The sequence below is a fragment of the Aeromicrobium chenweiae genome (assembly GCF_003065605.1).
Taxonomy (GTDB): domain Bacteria; phylum Actinomycetota; class Actinomycetes; order Propionibacteriales; family Nocardioidaceae; genus Aeromicrobium; species Aeromicrobium chenweiae.
This window is the reverse complement of record NZ_CP026952.1, coordinates 3,112,356-3,136,583: the sequence shown is the minus strand read 5'-3', so window position 1 is coordinate 3,136,583 and position 24,228 is coordinate 3,112,356. Positions and strand designations below refer to the sequence as shown.

Annotated in this window: 31 protein-coding genes and 2 tRNA genes; 16 read left to right on the top strand and 17 right to left on the bottom strand. The window is 70.0% G+C overall.

Going from position 1 to position 24,228, the window contains the following annotated elements; all coding sequences use genetic code 11:
• Positions 1 to 6: 6 nt before the first annotated feature.
• The 3 genes from C3E78_RS15245 to C3E78_RS18645 are packed head-to-tail and all read left to right on the top strand — an operon-like array spanning position 7 to position 1,963.
• Positions 7 to 375 (top strand): alcohol dehydrogenase catalytic domain-containing protein, encoded by a 369-nt coding sequence (locus C3E78_RS15245; RefSeq protein ID WP_199906839.1) that lies wholly within the window; start codon positions 7 to 9, stop codon positions 373 to 375.
• Complete coding sequence (locus C3E78_RS18650; protein WP_243834200.1) at positions 372 to 980, top strand: phytoene desaturase family protein; 609 nt, start codon at positions 372 to 374, stop codon at positions 978 to 980. The genes C3E78_RS15245 and C3E78_RS18650 overlap by 4 nt, the downstream gene beginning before the upstream one ends.
• A 32-nt stretch (positions 981 to 1,012) precedes the next feature.
• Positions 1,013 to 1,963, top strand: coding sequence for a phytoene desaturase family protein (locus C3E78_RS18645; RefSeq protein ID WP_243834199.1), 951 nt, complete (start codon positions 1,013 to 1,015; stop codon positions 1,961 to 1,963).
• A gap of 10 nt (positions 1,964 to 1,973) precedes the next feature.
• On the opposite strand, the gene C3E78_RS15235 is transcribed toward C3E78_RS18645, so the two are convergent.
• Complete coding sequence (locus C3E78_RS15235) at positions 1,974 to 3,149, bottom strand: HNH endonuclease signature motif containing protein (protein ID WP_108579833.1); 1,176 nt, start codon at positions 3,147 to 3,149, stop codon at positions 1,974 to 1,976.
• Between the two features lie 140 nt (positions 3,150 to 3,289).
• Here C3E78_RS15235 and bsh point away from each other — a divergent pair, with 140 nt between their 5' ends.
• Positions 3,290 to 4,327 (top strand): choloylglycine hydrolase, encoded by a 1,038-nt coding sequence (gene bsh / locus C3E78_RS15230; RefSeq protein ID WP_438938495.1) that lies wholly within the window; start codon positions 3,290 to 3,292, stop codon positions 4,325 to 4,327.
• A gap of 54 nt (positions 4,328 to 4,381) precedes the next feature.
• Complete coding sequence (locus C3E78_RS15225; protein WP_108580917.1) at positions 4,382 to 4,759, top strand: YunG family protein; 378 nt, start codon at positions 4,382 to 4,384, stop codon at positions 4,757 to 4,759.
• Positions 4,760 to 4,835: 76 nt separating this feature from the next.
• Here C3E78_RS15225 and C3E78_RS15220 read toward each other — a convergent pair whose 3' ends face one another.
• On the bottom strand, positions 4,836 to 6,257 hold the full coding sequence (locus tag C3E78_RS15220) for an MFS transporter (RefSeq protein WP_159085915.1): 1,422 nt from the start codon (positions 6,255 to 6,257) through the stop codon (positions 4,836 to 4,838).
• Between the two features lie 170 nt (positions 6,258 to 6,427).
• On the opposite strand from C3E78_RS15220, the gene C3E78_RS15215 reads away from it, so the two are divergent.
• Both C3E78_RS15215 and C3E78_RS15205 read left to right on the top strand, forming a co-directional pair.
• The gene (locus C3E78_RS15215) at positions 6,428 to 7,024 is read left to right on the top strand and encodes a TetR/AcrR family transcriptional regulator (protein ID WP_108579827.1); all 597 of its coding nucleotides are present in this window, start codon (positions 6,428 to 6,430) and stop codon (positions 7,022 to 7,024) included.
• A gap of 324 nt (positions 7,025 to 7,348) precedes the next feature.
• The gene (locus C3E78_RS15205; RefSeq protein ID WP_135804829.1) at positions 7,349 to 8,578 is read left to right on the top strand and encodes an alpha/beta hydrolase family protein; all 1,230 of its coding nucleotides are present in this window, start codon (positions 7,349 to 7,351) and stop codon (positions 8,576 to 8,578) included.
• 256 nt (positions 8,579 to 8,834) lie between these two features.
• Here C3E78_RS15205 and C3E78_RS15200 read toward each other — a convergent pair whose 3' ends face one another.
• The 3 genes from C3E78_RS15200 to C3E78_RS15195 all read right to left on the bottom strand — a co-directional run bounded on the left by C3E78_RS15200 (position 8,835) and on the right by C3E78_RS15195 (position 12,186).
• On the bottom strand, positions 8,835 to 11,123 hold the full coding sequence (locus tag C3E78_RS15200; protein ID WP_108579823.1) for a catalase: 2,289 nt from the start codon (positions 11,121 to 11,123) through the stop codon (positions 8,835 to 8,837).
• Positions 11,124 to 11,194: 71 nt separating this feature from the next.
• Entirely contained in the window at positions 11,195 to 11,326 is a 132-nt protein-coding gene (locus C3E78_RS18725) for a hypothetical protein (protein ID WP_268916153.1), read from the bottom strand.
• On the bottom strand, positions 11,326 to 12,186 hold the full coding sequence (locus C3E78_RS15195; RefSeq protein WP_108579821.1) for an SDR family oxidoreductase: 861 nt from the start codon (positions 12,184 to 12,186) through the stop codon (positions 11,326 to 11,328). The genes C3E78_RS18725 and C3E78_RS15195 overlap by 1 nt, the downstream gene beginning before the upstream one ends.
• Here C3E78_RS15195 and C3E78_RS15190 point away from each other — a divergent pair.
• Entirely contained in the window at positions 12,185 to 12,484 is a 300-nt protein-coding gene (locus tag C3E78_RS15190) for an SAP domain-containing protein (RefSeq protein ID WP_108579819.1), read from the top strand. The two genes, C3E78_RS15195 and C3E78_RS15190, sit on opposite strands and share 2 nt — an antisense overlap.
• Positions 12,485 to 12,514: 30 nt before the next feature.
• On the opposite strand, the gene C3E78_RS15185 is transcribed toward C3E78_RS15190, so the two are convergent.
• Genes C3E78_RS15185 through C3E78_RS15175 form a run of 3 tightly spaced genes read right to left on the bottom strand, consistent with a single transcriptional unit; the run spans position 12,515 to position 13,749 of the window.
• Complete coding sequence (locus C3E78_RS15185) at positions 12,515 to 12,766, bottom strand: hypothetical protein (RefSeq protein ID WP_108579817.1); 252 nt, start codon at positions 12,764 to 12,766, stop codon at positions 12,515 to 12,517.
• Positions 12,763 to 12,909 carry a hypothetical protein gene (locus tag C3E78_RS15180; RefSeq protein WP_159085914.1) on the bottom strand — a complete coding sequence of 49 codons (147 nt, stop codon included), beginning with the start codon at positions 12,907 to 12,909 and terminating at the stop codon, positions 12,763 to 12,765. Before C3E78_RS15180 ends, C3E78_RS15185 begins: the two co-directional genes overlap by 4 nt.
• Before the next feature lie 60 nt (positions 12,910 to 12,969).
• Positions 12,970 to 13,749 carry a glucose 1-dehydrogenase gene (locus C3E78_RS15175; RefSeq protein ID WP_108579813.1) on the bottom strand — a complete coding sequence of 260 codons (780 nt, stop codon included), beginning with the start codon at positions 13,747 to 13,749 and terminating at the stop codon, positions 12,970 to 12,972.
• A 108-nt stretch (positions 13,750 to 13,857) separates the two neighbouring features.
• On the opposite strand from C3E78_RS15175, the gene C3E78_RS15170 reads away from it, so the two are divergent.
• On the top strand, positions 13,858 to 14,502 hold the full coding sequence (locus tag C3E78_RS15170; RefSeq protein ID WP_108579811.1) for a TetR/AcrR family transcriptional regulator: 645 nt from the start codon (positions 13,858 to 13,860) through the stop codon (positions 14,500 to 14,502).
• A 12-nt stretch (positions 14,503 to 14,514) separates the two neighbouring features.
• Here C3E78_RS15170 and C3E78_RS15165 read toward each other — a convergent pair whose 3' ends face one another.
• The 4 genes from C3E78_RS15165 to C3E78_RS15155 form a co-directional block, all read right to left on the bottom strand.
• A complete protein-coding gene (locus C3E78_RS15165) occupies positions 14,515 to 15,417 on the bottom strand; it encodes a hypothetical protein (protein WP_108579809.1) in 903 nt (300 codons plus the stop codon).
• 11 nt (positions 15,418 to 15,428) lie between these two features.
• On the bottom strand, positions 15,429 to 15,605 hold the full coding sequence (locus tag C3E78_RS18365) for a hypothetical protein (protein ID WP_159085913.1): 177 nt from the start codon (positions 15,603 to 15,605) through the stop codon (positions 15,429 to 15,431).
• A gap of 28 nt (positions 15,606 to 15,633) precedes the next feature.
• Positions 15,634 to 16,134, bottom strand: a complete 501-nt coding sequence (locus C3E78_RS15160) for a hemerythrin domain-containing protein (RefSeq protein ID WP_108579807.1) — start codon at positions 16,132 to 16,134, stop codon at positions 15,634 to 15,636.
• Between the two features lie 68 nt (positions 16,135 to 16,202).
• Positions 16,203 to 17,735: an adenylate/guanylate cyclase domain-containing protein gene (locus C3E78_RS15155; RefSeq protein ID WP_108579805.1), complete on the bottom strand. Its 1,533-nt coding sequence runs from the start codon at positions 17,733 to 17,735 to the stop codon at positions 16,203 to 16,205.
• Between the two features lie 150 nt (positions 17,736 to 17,885).
• On the opposite strand from C3E78_RS15155, the gene C3E78_RS15150 reads away from it, so the two are divergent.
• The 3 genes from C3E78_RS15150 (at position 17,886) to C3E78_RS15140 (ending at position 19,989) form a co-directional block, all read left to right on the top strand.
• Positions 17,886 to 18,296: a cyclic nucleotide-binding domain-containing protein gene (locus C3E78_RS15150; RefSeq protein WP_108579803.1), complete on the top strand. Its 411-nt coding sequence runs from the start codon at positions 17,886 to 17,888 to the stop codon at positions 18,294 to 18,296.
• Between the two features lie 88 nt (positions 18,297 to 18,384).
• Positions 18,385 to 18,945, top strand: coding sequence for a class I SAM-dependent methyltransferase (locus C3E78_RS15145; RefSeq protein WP_108579801.1), 561 nt, complete (start codon positions 18,385 to 18,387; stop codon positions 18,943 to 18,945).
• 18 nt (positions 18,946 to 18,963) lie between these two features.
• Positions 18,964 to 19,989 (top strand): quinone-dependent dihydroorotate dehydrogenase, encoded by a 1,026-nt coding sequence (locus C3E78_RS15140; RefSeq protein WP_108579799.1) that lies wholly within the window; start codon positions 18,964 to 18,966, stop codon positions 19,987 to 19,989.
• Positions 19,990 to 20,014: 25 nt separating this feature from the next.
• Here C3E78_RS15140 and C3E78_RS15135 read toward each other — a convergent pair whose 3' ends face one another.
• On the bottom strand, positions 20,015 to 20,548 hold the full coding sequence (locus C3E78_RS15135; protein WP_108579797.1) for a hypothetical protein: 534 nt from the start codon (positions 20,546 to 20,548) through the stop codon (positions 20,015 to 20,017).
• 73 nt (positions 20,549 to 20,621) lie between these two features.
• Here C3E78_RS15135 and C3E78_RS15130 point away from each other — a divergent pair.
• The 4 genes from C3E78_RS15130 to C3E78_RS15115 all read left to right on the top strand — a co-directional run bounded on the left by C3E78_RS15130 (position 20,622) and on the right by C3E78_RS15115 (position 22,175).
• Positions 20,622 to 20,694: transfer RNA gene (locus tag C3E78_RS15130), tRNA-Thr, on the top strand.
• A 54-nt stretch (positions 20,695 to 20,748) separates the two neighbouring features.
• A tRNA-Met gene (locus C3E78_RS15125) sits at positions 20,749 to 20,822 on the top strand.
• Positions 20,823 to 20,877: 55 nt separating this feature from the next.
• Positions 20,878 to 21,048 carry a 50S ribosomal protein L33 gene (gene rpmG, locus C3E78_RS15120; protein WP_108579795.1) on the top strand — a complete coding sequence of 57 codons (171 nt, stop codon included), beginning with the start codon at positions 20,878 to 20,880 and terminating at the stop codon, positions 21,046 to 21,048.
• A complete protein-coding gene (locus C3E78_RS15115) occupies positions 21,045 to 22,175 on the top strand; it encodes a UDP-N-acetylmuramate dehydrogenase (RefSeq protein WP_424922774.1) in 1,131 nt (376 codons plus the stop codon). The genes rpmG and C3E78_RS15115 overlap by 4 nt, the downstream gene beginning before the upstream one ends.
• A gap of 6 nt (positions 22,176 to 22,181) precedes the next feature.
• On the opposite strand, the gene C3E78_RS15110 is transcribed toward C3E78_RS15115, so the two are convergent.
• Genes C3E78_RS15110 through C3E78_RS18720 form a run of 4 tightly spaced genes read right to left on the bottom strand, consistent with a single transcriptional unit; the run spans position 22,182 to position 24,106 of the window.
• Positions 22,182 to 22,715, bottom strand: a complete 534-nt coding sequence (locus C3E78_RS15110) for a DUF4190 domain-containing protein (protein WP_108579791.1) — start codon at positions 22,713 to 22,715, stop codon at positions 22,182 to 22,184.
• A gap of 28 nt (positions 22,716 to 22,743) precedes the next feature.
• A complete protein-coding gene (locus tag C3E78_RS15105; RefSeq protein ID WP_108579789.1) occupies positions 22,744 to 23,058 on the bottom strand; it encodes a DUF4190 domain-containing protein in 315 nt (104 codons plus the stop codon).
• Positions 23,055 to 23,957 carry an adenosine deaminase gene (add, locus tag C3E78_RS15100; protein ID WP_279586395.1) on the bottom strand — a complete coding sequence of 301 codons (903 nt, stop codon included), beginning with the start codon at positions 23,955 to 23,957 and terminating at the stop codon, positions 23,055 to 23,057. Before add ends, C3E78_RS15105 begins: the two co-directional genes overlap by 4 nt.
• Positions 23,942 to 24,106, bottom strand: coding sequence for a hypothetical protein (locus C3E78_RS18720; protein ID WP_279586394.1), 165 nt, complete (start codon positions 24,104 to 24,106; stop codon positions 23,942 to 23,944). The genes add and C3E78_RS18720 overlap by 16 nt, the downstream gene beginning before the upstream one ends.
• Between the last annotated feature and the right edge of the window lie 122 nt (positions 24,107 to 24,228).

Below are 24,228 nucleotides of genomic sequence, written 5' to 3'. Positions count from 1 at the left end.
GCACACATGTTGGCGCTGACCTGGCAGGGCAGGGAGAACGTGTCGGTGGAGGAGGTCCCCGATCCGCGGATCGAGCAGCCGAACGACGCGATCATCAAGGTCACCTCGACGGCGATCTGCGGCTCGGACCTGCACCTCTACACGGTGCTCGGCCCGTATCTCCACCCCGGCGACGTCCTCGGGCACGAGACGATGGGCATCGTCGAGGAGGTCGGTCCCGAGGCCGGTGACCTGCAGGTCGGTGACCGCGTGGGCAACGTCCTGCGGTCCCACGAGCCCGGCTACAGCCTTCACGGCGGTGTCGGCAACCCTGTCATCGGCATCGCACGCAATGCGGTCGCCCGGGTCAAGTCGGCCGCCGGGAGGGCAGCGTGACCAAGACGTACGACGCAGTCGTCATCGGGGCCGGCCCCAACGGGCTGGTCGCAGCGAACCACCTGATCGACCAAGGCTGGTCGGTCGTCGTCCTGGAGGCGCAGGCGGAGGTCGGGGGAGCGGTCAAGAGCTCACGCGACGTCCACCCGGACTTCGTCCACGACACGTTCAGCGCGTTCTACCCGCTGTCCGAGGCGTCGCCGACGATCCGGTCGTTCGAGCTGGAGAACCACGGCCTCACCTGGCGGCACGCCCCCGCCGTGCTGGGCCATCCCCGGCCCGACGGCAGCTGGGCGATCCTGCACCGCGACCGCACGGTGACCGCCGACCTGTTCGAGCAGGCGCACTCCGGTGACGGCGAGGCGTGGCTCGAGCTGTGCGGTCAGTGGGACCGCATCGGCGACCAGGTCGTCAAGGCTCTGCTGTCGCCGTTCCCGCCGGTCCGCAACGGTCTCGGCGCGCTCGCCAAGCTCCGCAGCGTCGGCGGGCTCGACTTCGTCAAGACGATGCTGACCCCGGCGAGCGAGCTCGGGCGGTCGCGCTTCGGTGGTGAGTCACCGCGACTCATCATCGCCGGCAACGCCGGCCACGCCGACATCCCCTGAACGCCCCCGGCTCGGGGCTGATGGGGGTGCTGATGTCGATGCTCGGCCAGACCGTCGGCTTCCCGGCGCCCGAGGGCGGCGCCGGCGGCCTCGCCCACGCCCTGGCCCGCAGGTTCGAGTCGCTGGGCGGCGACATCGTGCTGTCGGCCGAGGCGACCAGGATCGAGGTGACCGGTCGACGGGCCACCGCGGTCCGGGCCAACGGCGAGCGGTACGCCGCACGGCGCGCCGTCGTCGCCGACGTCGTGGCGCCCCACCTCTACGGCGGTCTCGTGGCCGACGACGACCTCCCGCCGCGGACCGTGAAGTCGATGAAGTCGTTCGACCTGGACCCCGGGACGGTGAAGGTCGACTGGGCGCTCGACGGCACGATCCCGTGGCAGTCGGCACCACCGCACGCGCCGGGGACGTTCCACGTCGCGGACTCCGTCGAGCAGATGACCGAGGCCCTCGGCCAGATCTCCGCGCGGTTGATCCCGGCGGCCCCGTTCATGCTCGCGGGACAGATGACGACCACCGACCCGACCCGCTCGCCGGCCGGGACCGAGTCGCTGTGGGCGTACACGCACGTCCCGCAGCAGTCGGTCGCCGACGGCGGTGGCGACGGCATCAAGGGCACGTGGGACCGCGACGACTGCGAACGGTTCGCGGACCGCATGCAGGCCCGCATCGAGCGGCTGGCTCCCGGATTCGGCAGCAAGATCATCAGCCGGCGGGTCCTGGGGCCGCAGGAGCTGGAGCGGGCCGACGCCAACCTCATCGGCGGCGCCATCAACGGTGGCACCTCGCAGCTGCACCAGGAGCTCATCTTCCGCCCGGTGCCGGGCATGGGCCGGGCCGAGACACCCATTCGCGGCCTCTTCCTGGGCTCGGCGTCGGCGCACCCCGGGGGAGGGGTGCACGGCGCGCCGGGCATGAACGCCGCCCGCGCGGCGATCGCTCACGCTCGCGTGCGCCGGGTGACGAGGGGCGCGCTGCGCTGAGCCGTTCGGGTCAGGCGGCGACGTACTCCATCTCGACGGCGGGCGTCGGTGGGTAGAGCTCGATGACGATCAGCTCGGCTGGTGGGCTGGTTGACCAGTGGAGCAGGCCGTGGCCTTTGAGGTTGTGGTGTCTTCGACACAGGGGCCCCATGTTGTCGCCGGTGGTGGGACCCGCGGGATGGGGGATGCGGTGGTCGAGGTCGCACCGTTCGGCCGGCACCATGCATCCGGGGGCTTGGCAGACACCGTGGAGGAACTGCAACGCCACAGCGAGGGTGTCGGGGGCGAACCGGCCGACGTACTCGTGGGCCAGGACGTCGTCGCTGACCGGGTCGACGACGATGCGATGCCAGAACGTCCCACCGGTGGCGACCACGTCGGCCAGCCACGGCGCGGGGACGGCCCAGCAGCCGTCCGTGGACTCGGCGAAACCGGGAGTCGCCCCGGCGAGCACGTCGGCCCCGACGGTGACGGCGATGTTCGCATCGATCGCGCTGGTGGCGGCGTCCGAATCGGTGCACCATCCGACCAACAGATCCGCCTCACGTTGGGCCACGGTGCGGTCGTCATCGGGGTCGGCGGGCTTGCGGGCTTCCTTGCGCAGCCGGGCCTCGATCGCTGCGGCCTCGTGCGAGGGCAGGTAGGCGTTCAGCCACGACATCGAGTCATCCCCATGAGCCACGGCCACGTGTCGGTCCTTGCGTGCGGCGTCGGCTCGTTCGACGGCCAGATCGGCCTCGACCCGCTGGACGAAGCGCCGCAGCCACTGCCTCAGCTCGGTGCCCGTGTGGTCGGCCGCATAACCGACGACACGGTTCTCGAGCCGGGCCACGGACTCCTCCCGGTGCAGCTTCTCGATCGTCGCGCTGATGTCACGCACCCGGGAGAAGTCGATGATTCCGTCGACGAAGGCTTCCCACACCTGCGGTGTCTTGTCGCGGACCCGGTCGGCGATCGACAGCCTCAGCTGGATCCGCGCCTCTGACATCCCCGTGGCCTCGCCGATCGTCAACGCGATCGCCGAGCGTTCGATCTTGCGCCGCAACGACGACTCGATCAGAGCAGTACGAGCCATCTCCGCGTCGCGGTAGTCGACCATCGCCTGGATGGTGTGGGCCTCGGCCATGGACTGGCGTCGTACGGCGTCCGACAGCGACTCGGTGGTCGGGGCTGTCGTGGTGGCCATACCTCAAACCTAGAGGTCGCCACCGACACTCCTTTTCTGCTGCGACCGCAGGCTCCGAACGACGATCCGGGGTCACCCGATTCCCGCCCGACAGTGGCGGAGTTCTCTATCGAGTACCTGCGACCTCTCCTAACGTCGACGTGAATCCGTGCCGCACCTCGTCATTGGCCGGACCAATCGAGTCGGACACCAATGGAGGTCGCACTGTGTGCACTGCAACGAGCTATGCCGCGAAGGATCACTATTTCGGCCGCAACTTGGATCTCGAGTTCTCCTATCACGAGTCGGTCACCATCACGCCGCGCAGCTTCCCGCTCGCGTTCCGGAAAGTGAGCGACCTGACGACTCATCACGCTCTCATCGGGATGACGACCGTGGCCGATGGCTACCCGCTCTACTACGACGCGACCAACGAGAAGGGGCTGAGCATGGCGGGGCTCAACTTCCCCGACAACGCCGACTACAAGCCCGAGACGCCGGGGAAGAACAACATCACGCCGTTCGAGTTCATCCCGTGGATCCTCGGCCAGTTCGAGACCGTCTCCCAGGCGCGTGAGGCCCTGCAGGACATGGTGCTGGTCGACATTCCCTTCAGCGCTGAGTTCCCGCTGTCGCCGCTGCACTGGATCATCTCCGACCGCGAGGAGTCTGTGACGGTCGAGTCGGTCAAGGACGGGTTGCGGGTCTATGACAACCCGGTGGGCCTGCTGACCAACAACCCCACCTTCGACATCCAGCTGTTCAACCTCAACAACTACGCGAGCATGTCGACCGCGCAACCCGAGAACCACTTCTCCAAGAAGCTGCAGCTCGACTCCTACAGCAGGGGGCTGGGTGCCGTAGGTCTGCCCGGTGACCTCTCCTCGATGTCCCGGTTCGTCAAGGCTGCGTTCACCGCGGTGAACTCGATCTCGGGCGATTCCGAGTCGGAGGCCATCAGCCAGTTCTTCCACATCCTCGGCTCCGTCGCGCAGCAGCGGGGCTGCGTGGAGGTCGGCGACAAGTACGAGATCACCATCTATTCCTCGTGCTGCAACACGGACAAGGCCATCTACTACTACACGACGTACGAGAACAGCCAGATCACGGCAGTCGACCTGCACAAGGTCGACCTCGACGGCGCCGCCCTCTCCTGCTACCCGCTGGTCACCGGGCAGCAGATCCTGGCGCAGAACTAGTGCACGAGGCGTTGCCTGTCCGTGCTGTCGGATCTCGCGTATACGTTCGAAACCATGGATCTTGCAGCCGTCATGACCGCTCTGCGCGAGTCCTGGGGACCGGACACCTGCGCGCCTGAGGATGTCGCGCACTCGACGCCCGACAACCCGGCTCGCGGTCAGTGCGCGACGGCTGCAGTTGTTCTCCACGACTACTTCGGTGGGTGTCTGGTGCGAGGCGAGGTCGTCGTCGATGGCCGGCAGGTCGACTTTCACTGGTGGAACCGTTTGCCGGACGGCAAGGAGATCGACGCCACGATCGATCAGTTCGGCCCGCACGAGAAGATCGTGGGCGGCGAGCGCGTGGAACGGCCGACAGGCCCGACCCGCCTTGATGCGCAGTACGCCCTGTTGTCATCGCGCGTCTCAGCGTGGCTCGCCCAGTCGCCCTGAAGGCGGCACGCTCCAGCTGCGGGGGAACCACACCTCCCCGTCAGCTGAAGATGCCGCCTTCAGGGCATATCGGCGCTCACCGCGAGTCGGACACGACATCGCCTTGAGAGGCAGCCGGCGTCGCCGATCCAGCGCGACCCAGTGCGAGCACGGCGACGACGATCCCGATCGCCAAGCCGCCTGCAGCCAGCAGGAATGCGAGGTGGTAGCCGTCAACCTGGGCGCTCAGTGCTGGATGGCCTTCTGAGATGAGCGAGCGCGTGTGGGTGGTCGCGAGGGTGCTGAGGACAGCGAGGCCGAGGGCGCCACCGACCTGGTGGGCGACGGTGATCAGACCGGAGGCCAGGCCTCGATCAGACGGGGGCACGTCGCCCATGGCGATCGTGAGCAGCGGCATCATCGCAAGCCCGACCCCGGTGCCGACGGCGAAGTTGGCCAGGCCGATCGTGGGGAAGTAGTCCGTGCCGACTCCGGCGGTGCTGAAGAGCAGCATGCCGACGATCGATGTCAGCATGCCGGCGACCATGATCGGGGTCGGGCCGAAGCGGCTGACCAGCCGTGCCGTCACTCCCAGAGACAGGACGCCAAGGCTGAGGAACCACGGCAGGAAGGCCAGTCCGGTCTGGACTGCGCTGTAGCCGAGGACGTTCTCGACGTACAGCGTGCCGAGGAAGAAGATGGCGAAGAGGCCAGTCGCAATCAGAGCTCGCACCGCGCTTGCCCCCATCAATCCCCGCAGGCGCAGGATGCGCATCGGCATCACCGGATTGGCGACTCGTGCCTCGGTTGCAAGGAAGGCGGCGGCGAGGATCAGTGCCAGGGCGCCGGAGCCGAGCACCCAGGCTGACCCCCAGCCGTGATCGGCCGCTCCGACGACCGCGAAGACGCCGACCATGACGGCGAGGGTGACGAGCACGGATCCGATCCAGTCGAGGCCCTGGTCCAGACCGATGCCGATGTCGGCCGGGATCAGCATGCGTCCGACGATGATGGTGGCGACGCCGATGGGCAGGTTGACGAGGAAGATCCAGCGCCAGCTGATGCCTTCGGTGAGGACACCGCCGACGAGCAGGCCCAGTGCGGCACCAGCGACGGCGACGAAGACGTAAGCGCTCATCGCCCGTGCGCGCTCGTCCGGCTTCGGGAACTCGGTGGCGATGATCGCCAGGATGGCCGCTCCCTGCAGCGCAGCGCCGACACCCTGCAGCAAGCGGGCGCCTACGAGCACGCCTTGGTCGGGGGCGAAGCCGCAGAGTGCTGATGCCACCGTGAAGATGACCAGACCGACGATGAAGACGCGCCGTCGTCCGAGCAGGTCGCCGAGGCGGCCGGCCAGGAGCATGAAGCCGCCGAAGGTGACAAGGAAGGCGTTGACGATCCACGTCAGGTTGGCGTCGCTGAAATGAAGATCGTCCTGGATCGCGGGCAGAGCGACATTCACGATCGTGGTGTCGAGAGTGATCATCAGCTGCGCGAAGCACAGGACCACCAAGGCCATGCGAGGGTGTGCCGGAGTAGGTGCGGGTTCGGTTCTCATGACTGGTTCCCAAGGTCGACGGAAAGGCGGGGGTGTTAGGCTCGCGATGCCCGCGAGACTAAGTGGAGGCCCCCTCCACAATATATGGAGGGCCCCTTCGGATCGTCAAATCGGATTTCAGGACCGTCGCCATGAACCACGAAAAGTCCGAGCAGCTCGCTCCCGCCCGTCCGCGCCGCGCTGATGCTCGCCGCAACTACGACAAGCTGGTCGAAGCCGCGCGAGAGGCCTTCGCCGAGGGCGGTGCAGACACATCGCTCGAAGCGGTCGCGCGACGCGCTGGGGTGGGCATCGCGACTCTGTACCGCAACTTCCCCGACCGGGCCGACCTCCTCGAGGCGGTCTACCTCGAGGAGGTCGAGGCGTTCTGCGACTCAGCTGCCGAACTTCTCGACGAGCCTCCCTGGGACGCACTTGCCGAGTGGTTGCGGCGGCTGACGGCCTACCTCCTGGGGAAGCAAGCCCTGTCTCCGGTGCTGCTGAGTACCCTCGGGCACGATGCTGAGGTCTTCCAACGCAGCCGCGCGGCGTTCTACGCCGTCGGTCAGCCGCTCCTCGACCGCGCCCAGGAGGCCGGAGTCGTGCGCCCGGACACCGATCTCGCCGAGATCCTGAAGCTCACTGGCGGCATTGCCAAGATCCCCTTCGAGTCGCCGGCTGAGATCGATCACCTCCTCGAGCTGGCGCTCGACGGACTGCGATACCGATCGCCCGTCCCTGACGCTTAGCTCGCTTGCGATCGCAGAAGGTACTCCGCAGTCGGTAGGCGTGTTGCAGCGCGACCTCGGAGTGCCGACCAACATGCGCGCGACCCGTCTGCGCGAGCTCGAGGCTGCCGGTGTCGCCTACCCCTTCGGCACAACACCCCCGCCTACGCGCTGACCGATCGCGGGCTTGCGCTGCGCGACGCGATCGACGCACTTGCACGCTGGGGCACCGACGAGAGCTGAACGCGGCCCACCGCGTCACGCCCTGCGGTACAGCCTGCTGCACCATCAAAGGGGTAGGTGAGGGGATCGAACGGCCCGGGCTGCCGCCATAGCGTCGATGTCATGACCAATTCGAAGAAGTACCGCAAACTGGCAATCGGGCTCACTGCCGCTGCGCTGCTCGCAGGTGGCGTCAGTGCAGCCAACGCAGGGGTGGCCGAGAAGGGTCCCCACGGGGGCCACTCCGCCACCACGAAGACGTCCGGGTGGGAGGGCATCACCCGCAAGGCCGTCAAGATCGACTTCGGCAAGGGCTGGGTCACCAAGGCCGAGCTCACGTACCCGACCCACTCCCGGGGGCGTCTGCCGCTGGTGGTCATGGTGCACGGCAGCGGTCACAACGACATGAACCAGACGCTGCCCGACGGCGGGGGCGCGACGTTCGTGCCGCTGGCGCAGGCCGCCACCCGCGAGGGCTTCGCAACGCTGCGCTTCAACAAGCGCGGCGTCACGGACATCGGCCCGGTCGAGAGCAAGGACCCGAAGCAGCTGGACCCGAAGAACCCCTACGCGCAGATCCAGAAGGACGCTGCGTCGGTGATCCGCTTCGGGGCCGCGTCGTCGAAGGTGGACCGCTCGAGGATCTTCCTGCTGGGACACAGCGAGGGGACCAACGTGGCGGCGAACCTGGCGTCCGACCCGAAGAAGTACGACATCCCGAAGCCGGCAGGCGTGATCGAGATGGGCGTCGTCGGCCAGGACATCAAGGAGCTGTTGACGCTTCAGCTCTACGGTCGCCTCCTGCTGCAGATGCACGACGAGTTCGACGTCGACGCCGACGGTCAGCTGACTGCGACGGAGGCCGTGGACGGCATGATCGGCCAGCCGAAGGATCTCGCCGACCAGATCCGTCCCGTCCTGCTCGACGGCAACAAGATCCAGCCGAGCACGGACACCAACAAGGACGGCAAGATCGCGATCGACGCGGAGGCCGGTGTGGTCCTGCGCAAGGCCACCGGGATCGACAACTACCCGGACGTCCCGGGCCTGGAGGGTCTGCAGGAGTACGTCGCCGACATCGCCCGTTTCCCGACGGTGACCGAGGCGCTGCCGAAGTTCTCCGGACCGACGTTGCTGCTCAACGGTGAGAACGACCTGCAGACGCCGGCGCGGGTCGCCCTGACCGCCGACGCCGCGATCGCTGCGGCCGGCAACAACAAGGACCACAAGGTCATCATCTACCCGGGCATGGCGCACACCATGAACGTCACGCGCAAGTTCACGCCCGCGTTCGGTGACCCCGACAAGCAGGTCGTCAAGGACATCCGCAGCTGGCTGAGGTCGCACCGCTGACCGAATCCGATCCTGGCAGATCCACCGCCCACTGGGCGGTGGATCTGCCACCGTATGGACCGGCGCGGTGGATCTGCCACCGTTTGAGCCTGAAAACGGCCTCTTTCGGTGGCGTAGGCACCGCGCCCCGGCTATTCGGTGGCGTAGGCACCCCACCGCAGCGCGGGGAATGACAAACCCCCGCTGGCCTGACGTTCTGACCGACACGCGAGGCGTGTCGAGGCAGAAACGTCAGGGCCAGCGGGGTTCTGTCAGATCACGCCGGGAAGCGCTCCCAGACACGGTGGGCGCCGAGCAGCGTCATCACGTTCGTGACGACGTCGGCCGCGTCGTCACCGATGTAGACACCGGTGGGGGCGTCAGGCAGGCCGCTGCCCTCGAGAACCGTGGCGGCGTCGCCCCAGCCTCCGAGTGCCTTGCCGTGGCGGTACGCCTCCTGGACCAGCAGCGCGACGCGCGGATCCAGGATGCCGACGCTCGGGGCAGCGCCCTTGGCGTCGACGGCCGGGTTGGCGTCCAGGCCGGGGATGGGTGCGCCGGCGAGCAGGATCGTGTCGAGCTCGATCGAGCGGACGGTGAGGAAGGTCCGCTGCACGGGGATCGGGTCGCCGGTCCCGTCGGTCAGCATGCCGCCCTTGGACGCCACCACGAGCGGCACCATGCCGGCCGCGAAGATCGCGTCGCGCGCGGTGCGGACGTCGCTCAGGTCCTGGAGGCCGTCCGGCACCACGATGCCGACCAGGCGTCCGTCGATCGGCCAGGTGCCGCCGATCTGGGACAGCGCAGGGCTGGGCGTCTCGTCGGTCAGCGGGATGGTCGGCTCCGGGGCCGGCAGACCGAGCCCGGCAGCGACCGTCGCGCAGAGCTCGGCGTCGATGTTGGCCAGGGCCTGGAGCTGACGCTCCTTGATCGCCTGCTCGTAGCACTTGCCGAGCTCGAACGTGTACGCCTGCGCGACGTGCGCCTGCTCGACCGGGGTCAGGCTCCGGTAGAACAGCCGCGTCTGGCTGTAGTGGTCGTCGAACGTCGCGGGGTTCTCGCGCACCTTGACCGAGGCCTCGATCGGGTGCGGGACGTCGATGAAGCCGCTCATGTCCTCGCCGGCGAGGAACGGGCAGCCGCCGTCGAGCGAGTTCGGCTTGTACGGCGCGATCCCGGTGTGGACGGCGTCCTGGTGGAAGCCGTCACGCAGCATGTCGTTGACCGGCGCGTGCGGGCGGTTGATCGGGATCTGGTCGAAGTTCGGACCGCCCAGACGGGTGAGCTGCGTGTCGAGGTACGAGAACAGACGGCCCTGGAACAGCGGGTCGTCGGTCGCGTCGATGCCCGGCACGAAGTGGCCCGCGTGGAACGCGACCTGCTCGGTCTCGGCGAAGTAGTTGCCCGGGTTCGCGTTCAGCGTCATCGTGCCGATGACCTGCACCGGCGCGAGCTCCTCGGGGATGATCTTCGTCGAGTCGAGCAGGTCGATGCCCGCGAACATCTGCTCGGGGGTGTCGGGGAAGACCTGGACGCCGAGGTCCCACTCGGGGTGCGCACCGGCCTCGATCGCGTCGGCGAGGTCACGGCGGTGGAAGTCCGGGTCGACACCCGCGGCGATCTGGGCCTCCTCCCACGTCAGGGAGTGGACGCCGAGACGCGGCTTCCAGTGGAACTTGACCAGCGTGGTCGCGCCCTCGGCGTTGACGAGCCGGAACGTGTGGACGCCGAAGCCCTCCATCATCCGGTACGAACGGGGGATGCCGCGGTCCGACATGTTCCACATCGCGTGGTGCTGGGCCTCGGTGTGCAGCGAGACGAAGTCCCAGAAGGTGTCGTGGGCGCTCTGCGCCTGCGGGATCTCGACGTCCGGGTGCGGCTTGCCGGCGTGGATGACGTCGGGGAACTTGATCGCGTCCTGGATGAAGAACACCGGGATGTTGTTGCCGACGAGGTCGAAGTTGCCCTCGGTCGTGTAGAACTTCACCGCGAAGCCGCGGGTGTCGCGCACGGTGTCGGCCGAGCCCCGGGAGCCGAGGACGGTCGAGAACCGGGTGAACACCGGGGTGGTGGCGCCCTCGGCCAGGAACGCGGCCTTGGTCAGCTCGGACGCCGCACCGTTGGAGCGGAAGACGCCGTGGGCGGCCGCTCCACGCGCGTGGACGACGCGCTCGGGGATGCGCTCGTGGTCGAAGTGCATGATCTTCTCGCGCAGGTGGTGGTCCTGCAGAAGGACCGGACCACGCGGGCCCGCCTTGAGCGAGTGATCGGTGTCGCGCAGCGGGACGCCCGTCGCCGTCGTGAGGCGGGCGCCCTGCTGGGCGGCGGCCGTGTCGCTGTCCTTGGACGGGGCGCCGGTCGGCGAGTGCGGGATCGGGCCGTGCTGGGCCGGCTTCGGGGGGAGCGGGTCGCGGGGCTCGGTGGGCTCCTCCAGCGTCGGTGTGCCGCTGCCGGGGGTGCCCGGGATGATGGGGCCCGCTGACATCGCGGCCTTCACCTCGTGCGCCACCTCACCTGCGATGTCTCGCGCCTTGCCGACCAGTCCGCTGTTGTCGTTCTCGGTCATGCTGCTCCCTTTGTCGTGCGTACGTGCATTGGGGCAGGGAGTACCCGCGAGGGGAGGGACGCAAACTCGCCTCAGCTGCTCGGTGGTGTCTCGGCCGGGTTGGGAGGCGTCACCGGGTTGCGCTCGGTGTCGGGGTCGGTGGGCCGACCGTCCGGGTCGGCGGGCCGCGGAGTGGCCAGGGGCTTGTCGGGCTGCGTGGTCATCAGAACACCGCCTTGCCGCCGGTGACGCCCAGCACCGTGCCGGAGACGTAGCTCGCGTCGGACTCCGAGGCGAGGAACACGAACGCGGGAGCGACCTCCGCGGGCTGACCGGCCCGGCCCATCGGCGTCTCCTGGCCGAGCTGCGCGACCTTCTCCGGGGACTGGGTCGCGGGCTGCAGTGGCGTCCAGATCGGGCCCGGCGCGACGGCGTTCACACGGATTCCCTTGGGTCCGAGCTGCGCGGCGAGGTTGACGGTCAGGTTGTTGATCGCCGCCTTGGAGGACGCGTAGTCGAGCAGCGTCACCGACGGGTCGAAGGCCTGGATCGAGGAGTTGTTGATGATCGAGGATCCGGCGGAGAGGTGCGGCTCGGCCGCGCGAGCGAGCCACAGCACGGGGAACAGGTTGGTCTTGTACGTGCGCTCGATGTTCTCGTCGGTCAGCTCGGCCAGGGTTGACTCGCGGGCCATCTGGTAGCCGGCGTTGTTGATCAGGATGTCCAGTCCGCCGAGCCCGGCGACGGTCTCCTCGATCACCCGGTCGCAGGTCTCGCGCTCGCGCAGGTCGGCGGCGATCGCCAGGCACGTGCGGTCCTCTGCCTCGACGAGGGCCTTGGTCTGGTCGGCGTCGTCCTGCTCCTCGGGGAGGTAGGTGAACGCGACGTCGGCACCTTCGCGGGCGTATGCGATCGCGATGGCGCGGCCGATGCCGGAGTCGCCGCCCGTGATCAGGGCCCGGCGTCCGGCCAGGCGGCCGGTGCCGCGGTAGCTCTCCTCGCCGTGGTCGGGAAGCGGGTCCATGGCGTCGGTGCGGCCGGGAGGCGTCTGCTGCTGCTCTGGGAACTCGTTGTCGGAAGTCATGCCCGTCAAGTTCCCAGCACGCGCCCGCTTGAAACAGGCTGATGCGTTTGGCCCCGGTGACCGGGGTACGACTCCGCCAAATCCACCTGTCACCAACGAGGAGAAGGCTGCGCGCATCTCCAACGCGGCCGCCCAGGAGGGCCGGTCGAAGTCCTCGGTCGGCCGCAAGGGTGGTGAGTCCGGATCCTACGAGGACTGGACGGTTCCCGACCTGCGCAAGCGGGCCAAGGAGCTGGGCCTCGCGGGCTACTCGGGCAAGAAGAAGGCCGAGCTCGTCAAGGCGTTGCGCGAGCACTGAGGGGCGCCGCCCCCAGCGTCGGACCTGCGATCAGGACGACCGCTCGACGGCCTGGACGATGTCGAACGCCGCACCGGTGCTGACGGCATCGGCGTAGTCGGCGAGCTGCTCGCCCGTCAGCCGGACGCCGATCGTGGCGTACGCATCCTCCGCCTGCTGGGCGACGGCGGAGACGCTCTGGCCGGTGAGCTTCGCCCGCACCTCGGCGTCCACCTCCTCGACGCTCGGCTGCACGGGGGAGACCTCGTCGCGGATGAGGTCGTCGTTCGGCTCGGTGCTCATGCTGCCCCTCCTGTGGACGGCCGGTGGTGGCTGGGCTGGAGCCAGGAGCGGCGCACGGGTCCGGGGCGTCCCAACGTCGTCGACACGGCGGCGCCGAGGCCGGCAGCCAGCTCCGCCGTGATCAGGACCGGGGTCGTGGTCATGGCACCCAGCATCGTCATCATGGCGCCGCCGTACCCCCGGTACGCGGTGGCCAAACCCGCTCACGCGGTCTCGGCCTGGAGGGCGGGACCGAGGAGGAGCCCACCGTCGATGACGTACTCCGACCCCGTGACGAACGATGCGTCTGATGACGCGAGGAACAGCAGGAGCCGGGTGACGTCGGTCGGCTCCCCGAGTCGGGGGATGGCGAACGGCTCGGGGGAGTAGAAGTCGGCGATCGCCGCGGTGGCGCCGGCCGCCGGCTCCTGGATGAAGGGGGTCGCGATCACGCCGGGGTGGATGGTGTTCACGCGGATGCCGTCCCGGCCGAGCTCGAGCGCTGCCGTCCGGGTGAGACCTCGCACGGCCCACTTGCTGGCGACGTACGGCGCGTACTGCGCCGTGCCGCCCAGGCCCATCGTGGAGGCGATGTTCACGATGGCTCCCCCTGCCGCGCGACGCAGGGCGGGGGCCGCGACCTTGATGCCGAGGAAGGTCCCGGTGAGGTTGATGTCGAGGATGCGCGACCACGTGGCCTGGTCCGTCCTCTCGATCGGCGCCGGCGGGTTCTGGACGCCCGCGTTGTTGATGAGCACGTTCAGGCCGCCGAACGCGCTCTCGGCGGCCTGCACGGCCGCGGACCACGAGTCCTCGTCGGTGACGTCGAGGAGCGTGAAGCGAGCGCGGGTCCCCAGCTCGTCGGCGAGAGCGGCGCCGCGGTCGGCGTCGATGTCGCCGATCACCACGTTCGCCCCCTCGGCGTGGAAGGCGCGGACGTGGCTCGATCCCTGGCCACCGGTCCCACCGGTCACGAGCACGGTCTGGTCGTCGAAGCGGTTCATCGGAGGTTCCTTCAGTTCGTGGCGAGTGGTGAGTGGAGTGACTCACCACTGACGACAGTAGGCCCCCGTTGATGGCGAGTCAAGCCACTCACCTCGTATGGTCGGACCATGACCAGGGCCGTGACGACGTACCACCAGCGCATCGCGCAGGAGAAGCGCGAGCAGATCCTGACGGCCGCGACCGCCCTGTTCCTCGAGCTGGGCTACGACCGGACGTCGCTGGCCCGCATCGCCGAGCGCTCGGGCGTCTCACGGGCCACCCTGTTCAAGCAGTTCCCGAGCAAGGCCGACCTGTTCGACGCCATGGTCACCGAGTCCTGGTCGACCGCTGACGACGAGGATCCTCCGCCGCCGGGCAACATCGTCGACGGGCTGAGCACGCTCGGTCGCCGCTACGCCGAGCTGTTGGGCCGCCCCCAGATGACCGACCTGTTCCGCATCGTCATCGCCGAGCTGCCGCGATTCCCCGAGCTCGCCAACGCGCAGTTCTCGAACGGGAAGATGCCCTACTTCGAGTCCGTGCGCGGCTACCTGCTGGCCGAGAACGAGGCGGGAACGGTGCGGATCGAGGACGTGGACCTCGCGGCCACCCAGTTCCTGGGCATGATCTCCAACTACGTCTTCTGGCCGACACTCCTGGTGCCGGGCTGGGAGGTGAGCGCCGAACGTGTCGCCCAGGTGGTCGACGAGGCCGTCCGCACCACCGCCGCACGGTACGCAGCGACCGGACCCGGGGCGTCGACGACCGACTGACCTGGAACCTGCTCAGCTCTCCTCGGCCTGCGCCATCCGGCGGCGGGCCCGGTCGAGCCGGTCCGCGGCGGTGCGACGCTCGCGCTCGGCCGTCCGCGCGGCCGCCTGCCGCTCCTTGGCCTGACGTGCGGTGTCCCGTGCCTCCCGCTCGAGGACGGTGAGTCGTTCCCGCAGCTCGTCGCGTTCCTGCTGCAGGTCCGTCGAGAGCTGTTCGGACTCCTCGGCGAGGCGGGCTGCCTCAGCGGCGGCCTGCTCCGCGCCTGCCAGGTCCTCCGTGGCCGCGTCGACATCGCGCCGGGCCTTGCGGCGGGCCTCCTGCTGGGCCGCGGTCGGGCCCGTCCTCGCGGGCGCCTCCTTCTTCGTGGCGGATCGTGGTGACCGCGACCGGACGGGGGCCACGTCCTCGGCGCTGGTGTCCACCTCCACCGGGACGGCCGACGACGCCGAGACGTCCACGTCGCCGAAGCCGCCGGGTGCCATCGGACGCACCAGCACCCCCGCCCGGAAGGCGGCGTGGGCGCCGGCGTCGACGACTGCCGCCCACACGGTCTGCTCGACGTCACGCAGCGTCGCGTCGGTGGCGCTGCCCTCGGCGACCTCGCGGGCAGCGTCGACCGCGCGGTTCACCAGCGCACGCCGCTCCTGGTCGAGCCCCCGCAGCTCGGCGGCCTCGGAGCGACGCTGCGCCGACCGGAGCCGGACCCCGAGGTCGCCGACCTCGTCGACCAGGTCGGTCCGGGCCCGGACCAGCCGGTTGACGAGGTCGGCCGCTGCGGACGGCTTGGTGAAGCCGGCGACCTGCCGGGCCAGCTCGGGGTCGGTGCCCTTGAGCTCGCGGACCTGGGCGTTGCGGGCGGAGATGAAGTCCGCCCGCGGCAGCCCGTACAGCTGCCGCGCGACCTCCGACGCGCCCACGTGCTGCCCCGTCAGTCGGGCAGCGGGTCGTGGCGTGCGGCGACCCACTCGCCGCCCATCTGCTGGAACATCGTCCAGCCCGGCTCGACCTCCTGCTGGGTGGCCCACACGTTGGCGTCGTCGAACGTGTCGAAGCTGTCCTCGGCCAGGACCTCGCCCTCGGCGTCCCGGATCTGGTACTTGCTCATGCGGATGGTCCTCCTGCTGGTGCCGACGTCACTTGATGACGGCGTCGATGGTCTTCTTGAGCGCGCTCGGCTGCGAGGGCCTGCGCGGAGCCGTCTTCTTGGCCTCGATCATGTCCGCACCCATCTCCTGCAGGACGGTCCGGCTCAGGCCCTCGCGGACCTTGGGGAACCAGTCCTGCTCCTCTTCGTCCATGTGGTGCGTGACGTTCTCGATCAGCACGGTGGTCTTGGCCGTGAAGCGCTCGGCGTCGGGCTTCATGGCGGCCAGCTCCATCACGAGGACGTCCGCGACGTGGTGCTCCTCGTACGACTCCAGCACGTCGTCCTCCAGGTCCGGGAGGAGGTCGCGGACGCGGGGGTACATGATCTCGTTCTCGATGTACGTGTGCACCGTCAGCAGCTCGATCATCTGGTCGACGAGCCGGCCCTTGGTCTTGTAGGCCTGCTCGCCGGCCTCCTCGAAGGCCTTGAAGACCTTGCGGATCTCCTGGTGGTCGTTCTTCAGCAGCACGATGGCATCGGTCGACACGTTCTCTCCTCAGGGTTTCGGGTCCCTGCCGTACCCCGCGCGGGGCCGCGCAACCGCGGACGGCGGGCTCAGGCCAGCCGTGCGGTCGCCGTCGGCTCGGCCCGGCCCCGCAGCACGATCGATTCGTGCTCGACCCAGTGCTTCTGCTCCTCGGGGCCGGCCTCCGCGACGCTCGCCGCGGCAGCCAGCACGCCGCCGCAGACGTCCTTGGCGAGCTCCTCGAGGCGCGCGGCGGAGTTCACGGCGTCGCCGATGACGGTGTACTCGAACCGGGAGCGGGCGCCGACGTTGCCGGCGACGGCCCGGCCCGTGGACACCCCGATCCCCGCGCCGATGTCGGGCATCTCGTCCGCGATCCGGGCAGCGATGACGCGCGCCGCCGCGAGGGCGGCGGCGGCGTGGTCGTCCTGGTCCGCCGGCGCCCCGAAGATCGCGAGCACCGCGTCGCCCATGAACTTGTTGACCAGGCCGTCGCGCCGGTCGACCTCCTCCACGATGATCCCGAAGAACCGGTTGAGCATGTCGACGACCTCCCCGGGCGGGCGGTTGGTCGCGTACGTCGTGGAGCCGACCAGGTCGATCATCAGCACGGACACGACCCGCGTCTCGCCGCCGAGCTCGACCTGCCCCGCGGTGGCGGCCCGCGCGACCGCCTGCCCGACGTGCCGGCCGAACAGGTCGCGGATCTGCTCGCGCTCCCGCAGCCCGTGCACCATCTCGTTGAAGCCGGACTGCAGCAGGCCCAGCTCGGTGCCGTCGTTGACGTGGATCTCGACGTCCAGATCGCCCTCGCCGACGCGGGCCAGGGCGGCCTGCACCGACTGGATCGGGGTGACGATCGAGCGTGCGTTGAGCACCGTGACCAGCAGCCCGAACACGAGCACCACGGCCGCGAGCCCGAGGATGACGTACGCGAGCCGGTCGATGTCGATGTCGTCGCGGGTCAGCGCGACGGCGGACGCCACGACGAGGCCCAGCACGGGGGAGGCCGTGCCGAGGCACCAGAAGACGACCATCTTGCGCTCCACGCCCGCGCCGAGGTCGTCGGTCTCGGCCCTGCCGGCCAGGGCGCGCGCCGCGACGGGGCGCAGCGCGAACTCGGTGATCAGGTAGGCGATCGCGCTGACCACGACGCCTGCGATCCCCACCGCGAACAGCACGCTGAGGGCCGCTTCGGGCTGGATCGCGAGCGCGATGACGGTGAAGACGACGCTGGCGCAGAACCACAGGCCGAGCTGGATCAGCGTCATGCGCCAGGGGAGACGCAGGGCGGTGCGGCGCTCCCGCGCGGTCGGCACGTCGTCGTCGCGCACCCAGCGCAGTGCCCGCAGCGCGCCCACCGTGATCAGGGTCGCGCCGACCACGACGGCCGTGGCGACGTAGACGGGAACGGCGATGGCCAGCGCTCCCAGGTACGACGCGTCCGGCCCGCCGCCGGGGGTGATGAGGAACGTCAGCCCGAACACGATCGCGGCGCCCACGACGTTCGTCAGGATCAGCAGCGTCGTCAGGAGGAGCTGGACCCGGACCCGCAGACGGCGGGTGGGCTGGTCCGGCGGGCCGAGCAGCCGGTCGATGCTCCAGCGGTGCTCGGGTGCCACGTCGACTCCGTCTCAGGGGGTGGCCGGACGGCCACGAGGGTCACCGACCGTGCCGGTCGCTCCCCACAAAGTAGCGGCGATCTGGCGCTACGGTGTGGCTAAGCATCCGACATCTCACGGCGCCCACGCGCCGCGACGAAAGGAACTCCCATGCTCCGCAAGCCCAAGGCCGACCCCGAGGTCGTGGACCGCCTCACCCAGGTGACCGAGTTCGACGCCGACATCGTCACCCGGATCGCCACGGTCGGCACGCTCGTCAACATTCCCGGCGGCTGGTCGATCATCATGGAGTCGACCCCCGCCGACTCCGCGTACATCGTGCTCGACGGCACCGTCGAGATCCGCAAGGGCGGCCAGCGGCTCGCCTCGCTCGGTCCCGGTGCGGTCTTCGGCGAGATCGCGCTGGTCAACCACCGCCTGCGCAACGCCTCGGTCGTCGCGTCCTCGCCGATCTCCGCCGTGCGCCTCGGCGAGGAGGCGCTGCGCGACCTGCTCGAGCACGACGCGGGATTCGCCGACACCATGCGGTCGATCGCCGAGGCCCGTCTCGGGGCCCAGTAGGGGTTTGCGGACGCCGCGGCAGGTGGCATGGTGAGAGGGTGCCGGTTGTGCAGGAGCCGGCTGGACGTCGCCGCAAGGGGGTGGCTGCGTGACCTCGCCGGAGTACTTCGAGGGGCTGTATGCAGCATCGAGTGATCCGTGGGAACTGGCCGAGCGCGCGTACGAGCGGCGCAAGCACGCCCTGACGGTCGCGAGCCTGCCCCGTGAGCGGTACGGCCGCGGCTTCGAGCCCGGGTGCTCGATCGGCGCCCTGACCGACCTGCTGTCGGGCCGCTGCGACACGCTGCTGGCGACCGATCCCGTCGCTGCACCGCTGGTCCGGGCCCGGGCAGGCGTGCCGTCGTCCAACGTGACGTTCGCCCAGCAGTCGGTGCCGGACGACTGGCCGGAGGGCCCGCTCGACCTGATCGTGCTCTCCGAGCTGCTCTACTACCTCTCGGCAAGCGGCCGGGTGCAGGTGCTGGCCCACGTCCTGGACAGCCTGGCCCTCGACGGGCACCTGGTCCTGGTGCACTGGCGGCACCCGTTCGAGGCCGCGACGTGCACGGGGGACGAGGCGCACCGCGAGATCGTCGAGTGCGACGGGCTGGTCAGGGTGGTCGAGCACCTCGAGGAGGACTTCCGGCTCGACGTCCTCGCCCGCGGCTGAGGCCGATAGGCTGGCTCCGTGGTCTATCGCGCCTTCTTCGACGCCGTCTTCCGCCGGATGGACCCCGAGACGGCGCACGAGCGCGCCTTCGCCGCGATCCGCGCCGGCCGGTTCGCCACCCGGCTGGCCGTCCCGCAGACGCACGCGCCGCGGACCGTGATGGGCCTCGCGTTCCCCAACGCCTTCGGCCTGGCGGCCGGGTTCGACAAGAACGCCAAGGCGGTCCCGGGCCTGCTCGCCCTCGGCTTCGGCCACGTCGAGATCGGCACCGTCACGGCACGTCCGCAGCCTGGCAACCCGCGTCCGCGGCTGTTCCGCCTGGTCGAGGATCGCGCGGTCATCAACCGGATGGGCTTCAACAACGAGGGGGCGGCGGAGGTCGCCTCGCGTCTGCACCGCCTGCGCCGCACCCGGGCCGGCCGCGACGCCGTCATCGGGGTCAACATCGGCAAGACCAAGGCCACGCCGGCCGAGGACGCCGTGGCGGACTACGTCGAGAGCGCGCGGCTGCTGACCCCGTACGCGAGCTATCTCGTGGTCAACGTCTCCTCGCCGAACACGCCGGGCCTGCGCGACCTCCAGGCCGTCGACGAGCTGCGTCCGCTGCTCGCGGCCGTCAAGGAGGTCGCCGACCGCAACCCGTCCGGACGGGTGCCCCTGCTGGTCAAGATCGCCCCGGACCTCGCGGACGTCGACGTCGACGCGGTCGCGGACCTCGCCCTCGAGCTGGGTCTCGACGGCATCAGCGCGACCAACACGACGATCGCCCGGCCCGAGTCCCTGCGCACGGACCGCGCCACGATCGAGGCGGCCGGTCCCGGCGGCCTCTCGGGGCCCGTCCTGGCCGAGCGCGCGACCGAGGTGCTCGTCCGGCTGCGCGCGCGGGTCGGCGACCGGCTCGCGATCATCGCGGTCGGCGGGGTGACGACGCCCGAGGACGTCCGGGCGCGACTCGCCGCCGGCGCGGACCTGGTGCAGGGCTACACGGGCTTCATCTACGAGGGCCCCCTCTGGCCGTCGCGGCTCGCCGCTGGGTCCGTCTGACGCGCCCGCAGCCTGCTCGGCCGTCTCAGCGCCGTCTGGAGCCGCCTGAGCCGCGTCGGGGGCGCTTGACCCGGAGCCGTGGGTCGTCGCCGCCGAAGTAGTCCCTCGGCGGGCTGTCCTTGCGCTGGATGACCTTGCCGTGGGCCCGCGGCAGCCCGATGTACATCGGCACCTTGGCGATCCAGCCGATGACCCAGAAGCTCAGCACGCCGAGCGCCGCGACGACGCCGCCGGTCCACATCAGCCACGGGATCTCGAAGCCCTTCCCGGCCCCTCCTGCGACGAAGCCCGCGGTGAACAGCAGCCCGATGACTCCTCCGCCCTTCCGGATGGCCTCGCCGCCGAGCACGGCAGAGGCCAGGATCGGACCGACGACGCCGATCACGATCACGACGACGGCTGCCTCGCCCAGCCAGCTCGGGGCGGCGTCGGCGTCGCTCGCCAGACCGAGGGCCACACCGACCCCCGTGACGACGAACAGGGTGATGATGAGCGCGTTGGTCCACTTCTTGATGAACTCGTCACTGAACCGAAAACCGTTGGGATGGCGGGCTGTCATGCACGACATCCTGCACCACGGACCCCCGATTTCGTGTCTGAGGGTGGTACCGGGTATCTTTGCTTGTCGGCTTGCCCCTTTAGCTCAGTCGGCAGAGCGTTTCCATGGTAAGGAAAAGGTCTACGGTTCGATTCCGTAAAGGGGCTCAGGACTCGCAACACGAAGAGTCCGTCGGGCACGGGGAAACTCGTGCCCGTCGCGGCTGGGTAGCTCAGGTGGTTAGAGCACACGACTCATAATCGTGGGGTCGCGGGTTCGAGTCCCGCCCCAGCTACCGCACAACCTGCACAGGCAAGACCCCAGCATCATCGATCAGAAGAGGCACCCTCGTGGCCAGCAAGAGCTCAGACGTTCGTCCCAAGATCACCTTGGCCTGCACCGAGTGCAAGGAACGCAACTACATCACGAAGAAGAACCGTCGCAACGACCCCGATCGTCTCGACCTCAAGAAGTTCTGCCCGCGTTGCAAGACGCACCAGACGCACCGCGAGACGCGCTGACCCCAGGTTCCCCGTACGACGGCTCCCACTGCTTCGGCAGGTGGGAGCCTTCGTCATTCCCGGACCGCTCGCCGGGCGGCTCGGCGCACGCTGCTAGCGTCGCGGCCATGGACCTGGCCGAGCTGACCACGCTGCGTCTCGGTGGGCCCGCACGCGCCGTGATCGACGCCACCACCGAGGAGCACTTGGTCGAGGCCGTCCGGGTCGCGGACGAGGCCGGCGACACGGTGCTGGTCGTGGCCGGCGGCAGCAACCTCGTCGTCGCCGACGAGGGACTCGACGGCACGGTCGTCCGCGTGCTCACCCGCGGCGTCACGGTCGATGCGGACGCCTGCAGCGGCGCGATGGTCACGGTCGCCGCGGGGGAGCCCTGGGACGCGTTCGTCGCCCGCACGGTCGACGAGGGCTGGGTCGGGGTCGAGGCGCTGTCCGGCATCCCCGGATCGACCGGCGCGACGCCCATCCAGAACGTCGGCGCGTACGGCCAGGAGGTCTCGCAGACCATCGCGTCGGTGCGTGCCTACGACCGCTACGACCGGCGCATCCGCACGTTCGCCGCGGCCGACTGCGGTTTCGGGTACCGCCACAGCCGGTTCAAGGCCGAGCCGCAGCGCCACGTCGTCCTGACGGTCACGTTCCAGCTCGCCCTGGGCGACCTGGGCGCGCCCGTCGCGTACGGCGAGCTGGCCCGCACGCTGGGCGTCGAGGTCGGTGGCCGTGCGCCGGCCCGCGCGGTCCGTGACACGGTCCTCGGCCTGCGTCGCGGCAAGGGCATGGTGCTCGACGCGGACGACCACGACACGTGGAGCGCCGGCTCGTTCTTCACCAACCCGCTCCTCACCCCCGAGCAGGCCGCGGCCCTGCCCGCCGGCGCCCCCCGCTTCGAGCAGCCGGACGGCTCGGTCAAGACGAGCGCCGCATGGCTGATCGACCACGCCGGCTTCGCCAAGGGGCACGGCAACGCGCACGTGTCGCTGTCGACCAAGCACACCCTGGCGCTGACGAACCGGGGCGGCGCCAGCACGGCCGAGCTGCTCGACCTCGCCCGCGAGATCCGCGACGGGGTCCAGGCCGCCTACGGCATCAGGCTGGTCAACGAGCCCGTGCTGGTCGGCTGCTCGCTGTAGCCGGGCTCAGGCGCCGGACGGCCAGGTCGCGACCAGGGATGTGCGCGCTGAGGTGTCGAACGTGCCGGGGTCGTCGTCCGTCGTCTCGCCCCAGAAGTCCTGGATCGTGAGCGAGAGCACGACGATCAGGACGACGAACGCCAGCGCGAGGGCGAGCAGGACCGTGCCGATGATGCCCAGCACGAAGCCCGCCTTGGCCTCGCTGCGGCCATTCAGCTGTCCATTGCTCGCGTCGATCTCCCGCATCGCCTTGCGCCCCTGGAACAGGGCGACCGGCGACACGAGCAGGGGGAGCCAGCACAAGAAGCCTCCTGCGACGCCCACGATGCCCAGCACCATCGCGGTGGACGCGTTGGGGTGCTTGGGCACGACGGGGCCGTAGCCGTACCCCTGCGGCGGGTATCCCGGCGGGGGATAGCCGGGCGGCGGATAGCCGTAGCCCGGAGGCGGCGTCGACTGGCCGGGCGGCGGGTACGCCGAGCCCCAGTTGGGCTGGTGCGGTGGTTCCTGGCCCGGGTACCTCGGCTCCTCGTCGCTCATGCGGGCCAGCCTTGCACAGCCGCTCGGGTCACGTGCCGTACCCCGCGTCGTACCGGTAGACGAAGGCCAGCCCCGCGACGGCGGCCGCGAGGGCCAGGAGCACCGCGAGCAGGAGGGCGGTCGCGACCATGCCGAGGACCATGCCCGTGCGGGCGGTGCCGGCGCCGGACCACCGGACCGGGTCCCGCTGAGCCTCACGCTGGGCGGACGCCCCGAGGTACCAGGCCAAAGGACCGAGCAGAACCGGGAGGAGCAGGATCGAGCCGGCGACCGAGCACAGGCCCAGCACGAGCGACGCCGTCGCGCCGGGTGCACTGGGCGCAGGGGGCCGCAGGGCGGTCATCGCGAGCCGTCGTCCGGAGGTGTCCCGAGCCAGGTGTCGACCCCGGACAGGGCGGTCGCGACGAGCTCGCGCGGCGCGTACGAGCGGCGGATCGACATCCGGCCGAGCTCGGCCAGCTCCGCGTCCGAGAAGTCCTGGGCGACGCGCAGGATCGAGTACTGGGCGCCCAGGCGCGAGCCGAACAGCAGCGGGTCGTCGGCGCCGAGCGCCACGTCGACCCCGGCCTCGGTCAGCGTGCGGACCGGCACCTCCTCGTACGTGCTGTACACGCCGAGCGAGACGTTCGAGGTCGGGCACACCTCGAGGGCGACCCCGCTGTCGGCGACGCGCGCGAGCACGGCCGGGTCGTCGGCGGCGCGCACGCCGTGCCCGAGGCGGTTCGGGTGCAGGTGGTCGAGGCACTGGGTCACGTGCGCGGGGCCGCGCAGCTCGCCGCCGTGGGGGACCAGCGCGAGCCCGGCCCGCTCGGCGATCGCGAACGCCGGGGCGAACTCACGCGTGTCGCCGCGCCGCTCGTCGTTGGACAGCCCGAACCCGATCACGCCGCGTCCGGCGTACTGCGCGGCCAGCCGGGCCAGGGTCCGTGCGTCGAGGGGGTGCCTGGTCCGGTTGGCGGCGATGACGACGCCCATGCCGATCCCGGCGCGCTCGGACGCGTCCCGGACGGCGTCGATGACCAGGTCGGTGAACTCGGTCATGTTGTGGAACCGGGCGGCGTACCCCGACGGGTCCACCTGGATCTCGGTCCAGACCGATCCGTCCGCGGCGTCGTCGAGCGCAGCCTCGAGGACGAGACGGCGCACGTCCTCCTCGGTCCGCAGCACCGAACGGGCGACGTCGTAGAGCCGCTGGAAGCGGAACCAGCCCTTCTCGTCGGCGGTGCTCAGCTCGGGGGCCACTCCTCGGTGAGCGAGGACGGCAGACGGATCCCGTCGCGTTCCGCGAGCTCGAGCAGCGTCGCGTGCCGCATCGATCCGGTGAAGTGCAGGTGCAGGTGGGCCTTGGGCAGGGCGGCGACCGGACGGAAGCCTTCAACCGGGTCGGACACGTCACCCATCCTGCCAGTCCCGTGCTGCCTGCCTCGGTTCGACGTCGGCACACCCCACCACGTACACTTGACCCACCGGTGAATTTTCACTCTGAATCGTCATGCCCTCCTTCGGGCGGCGG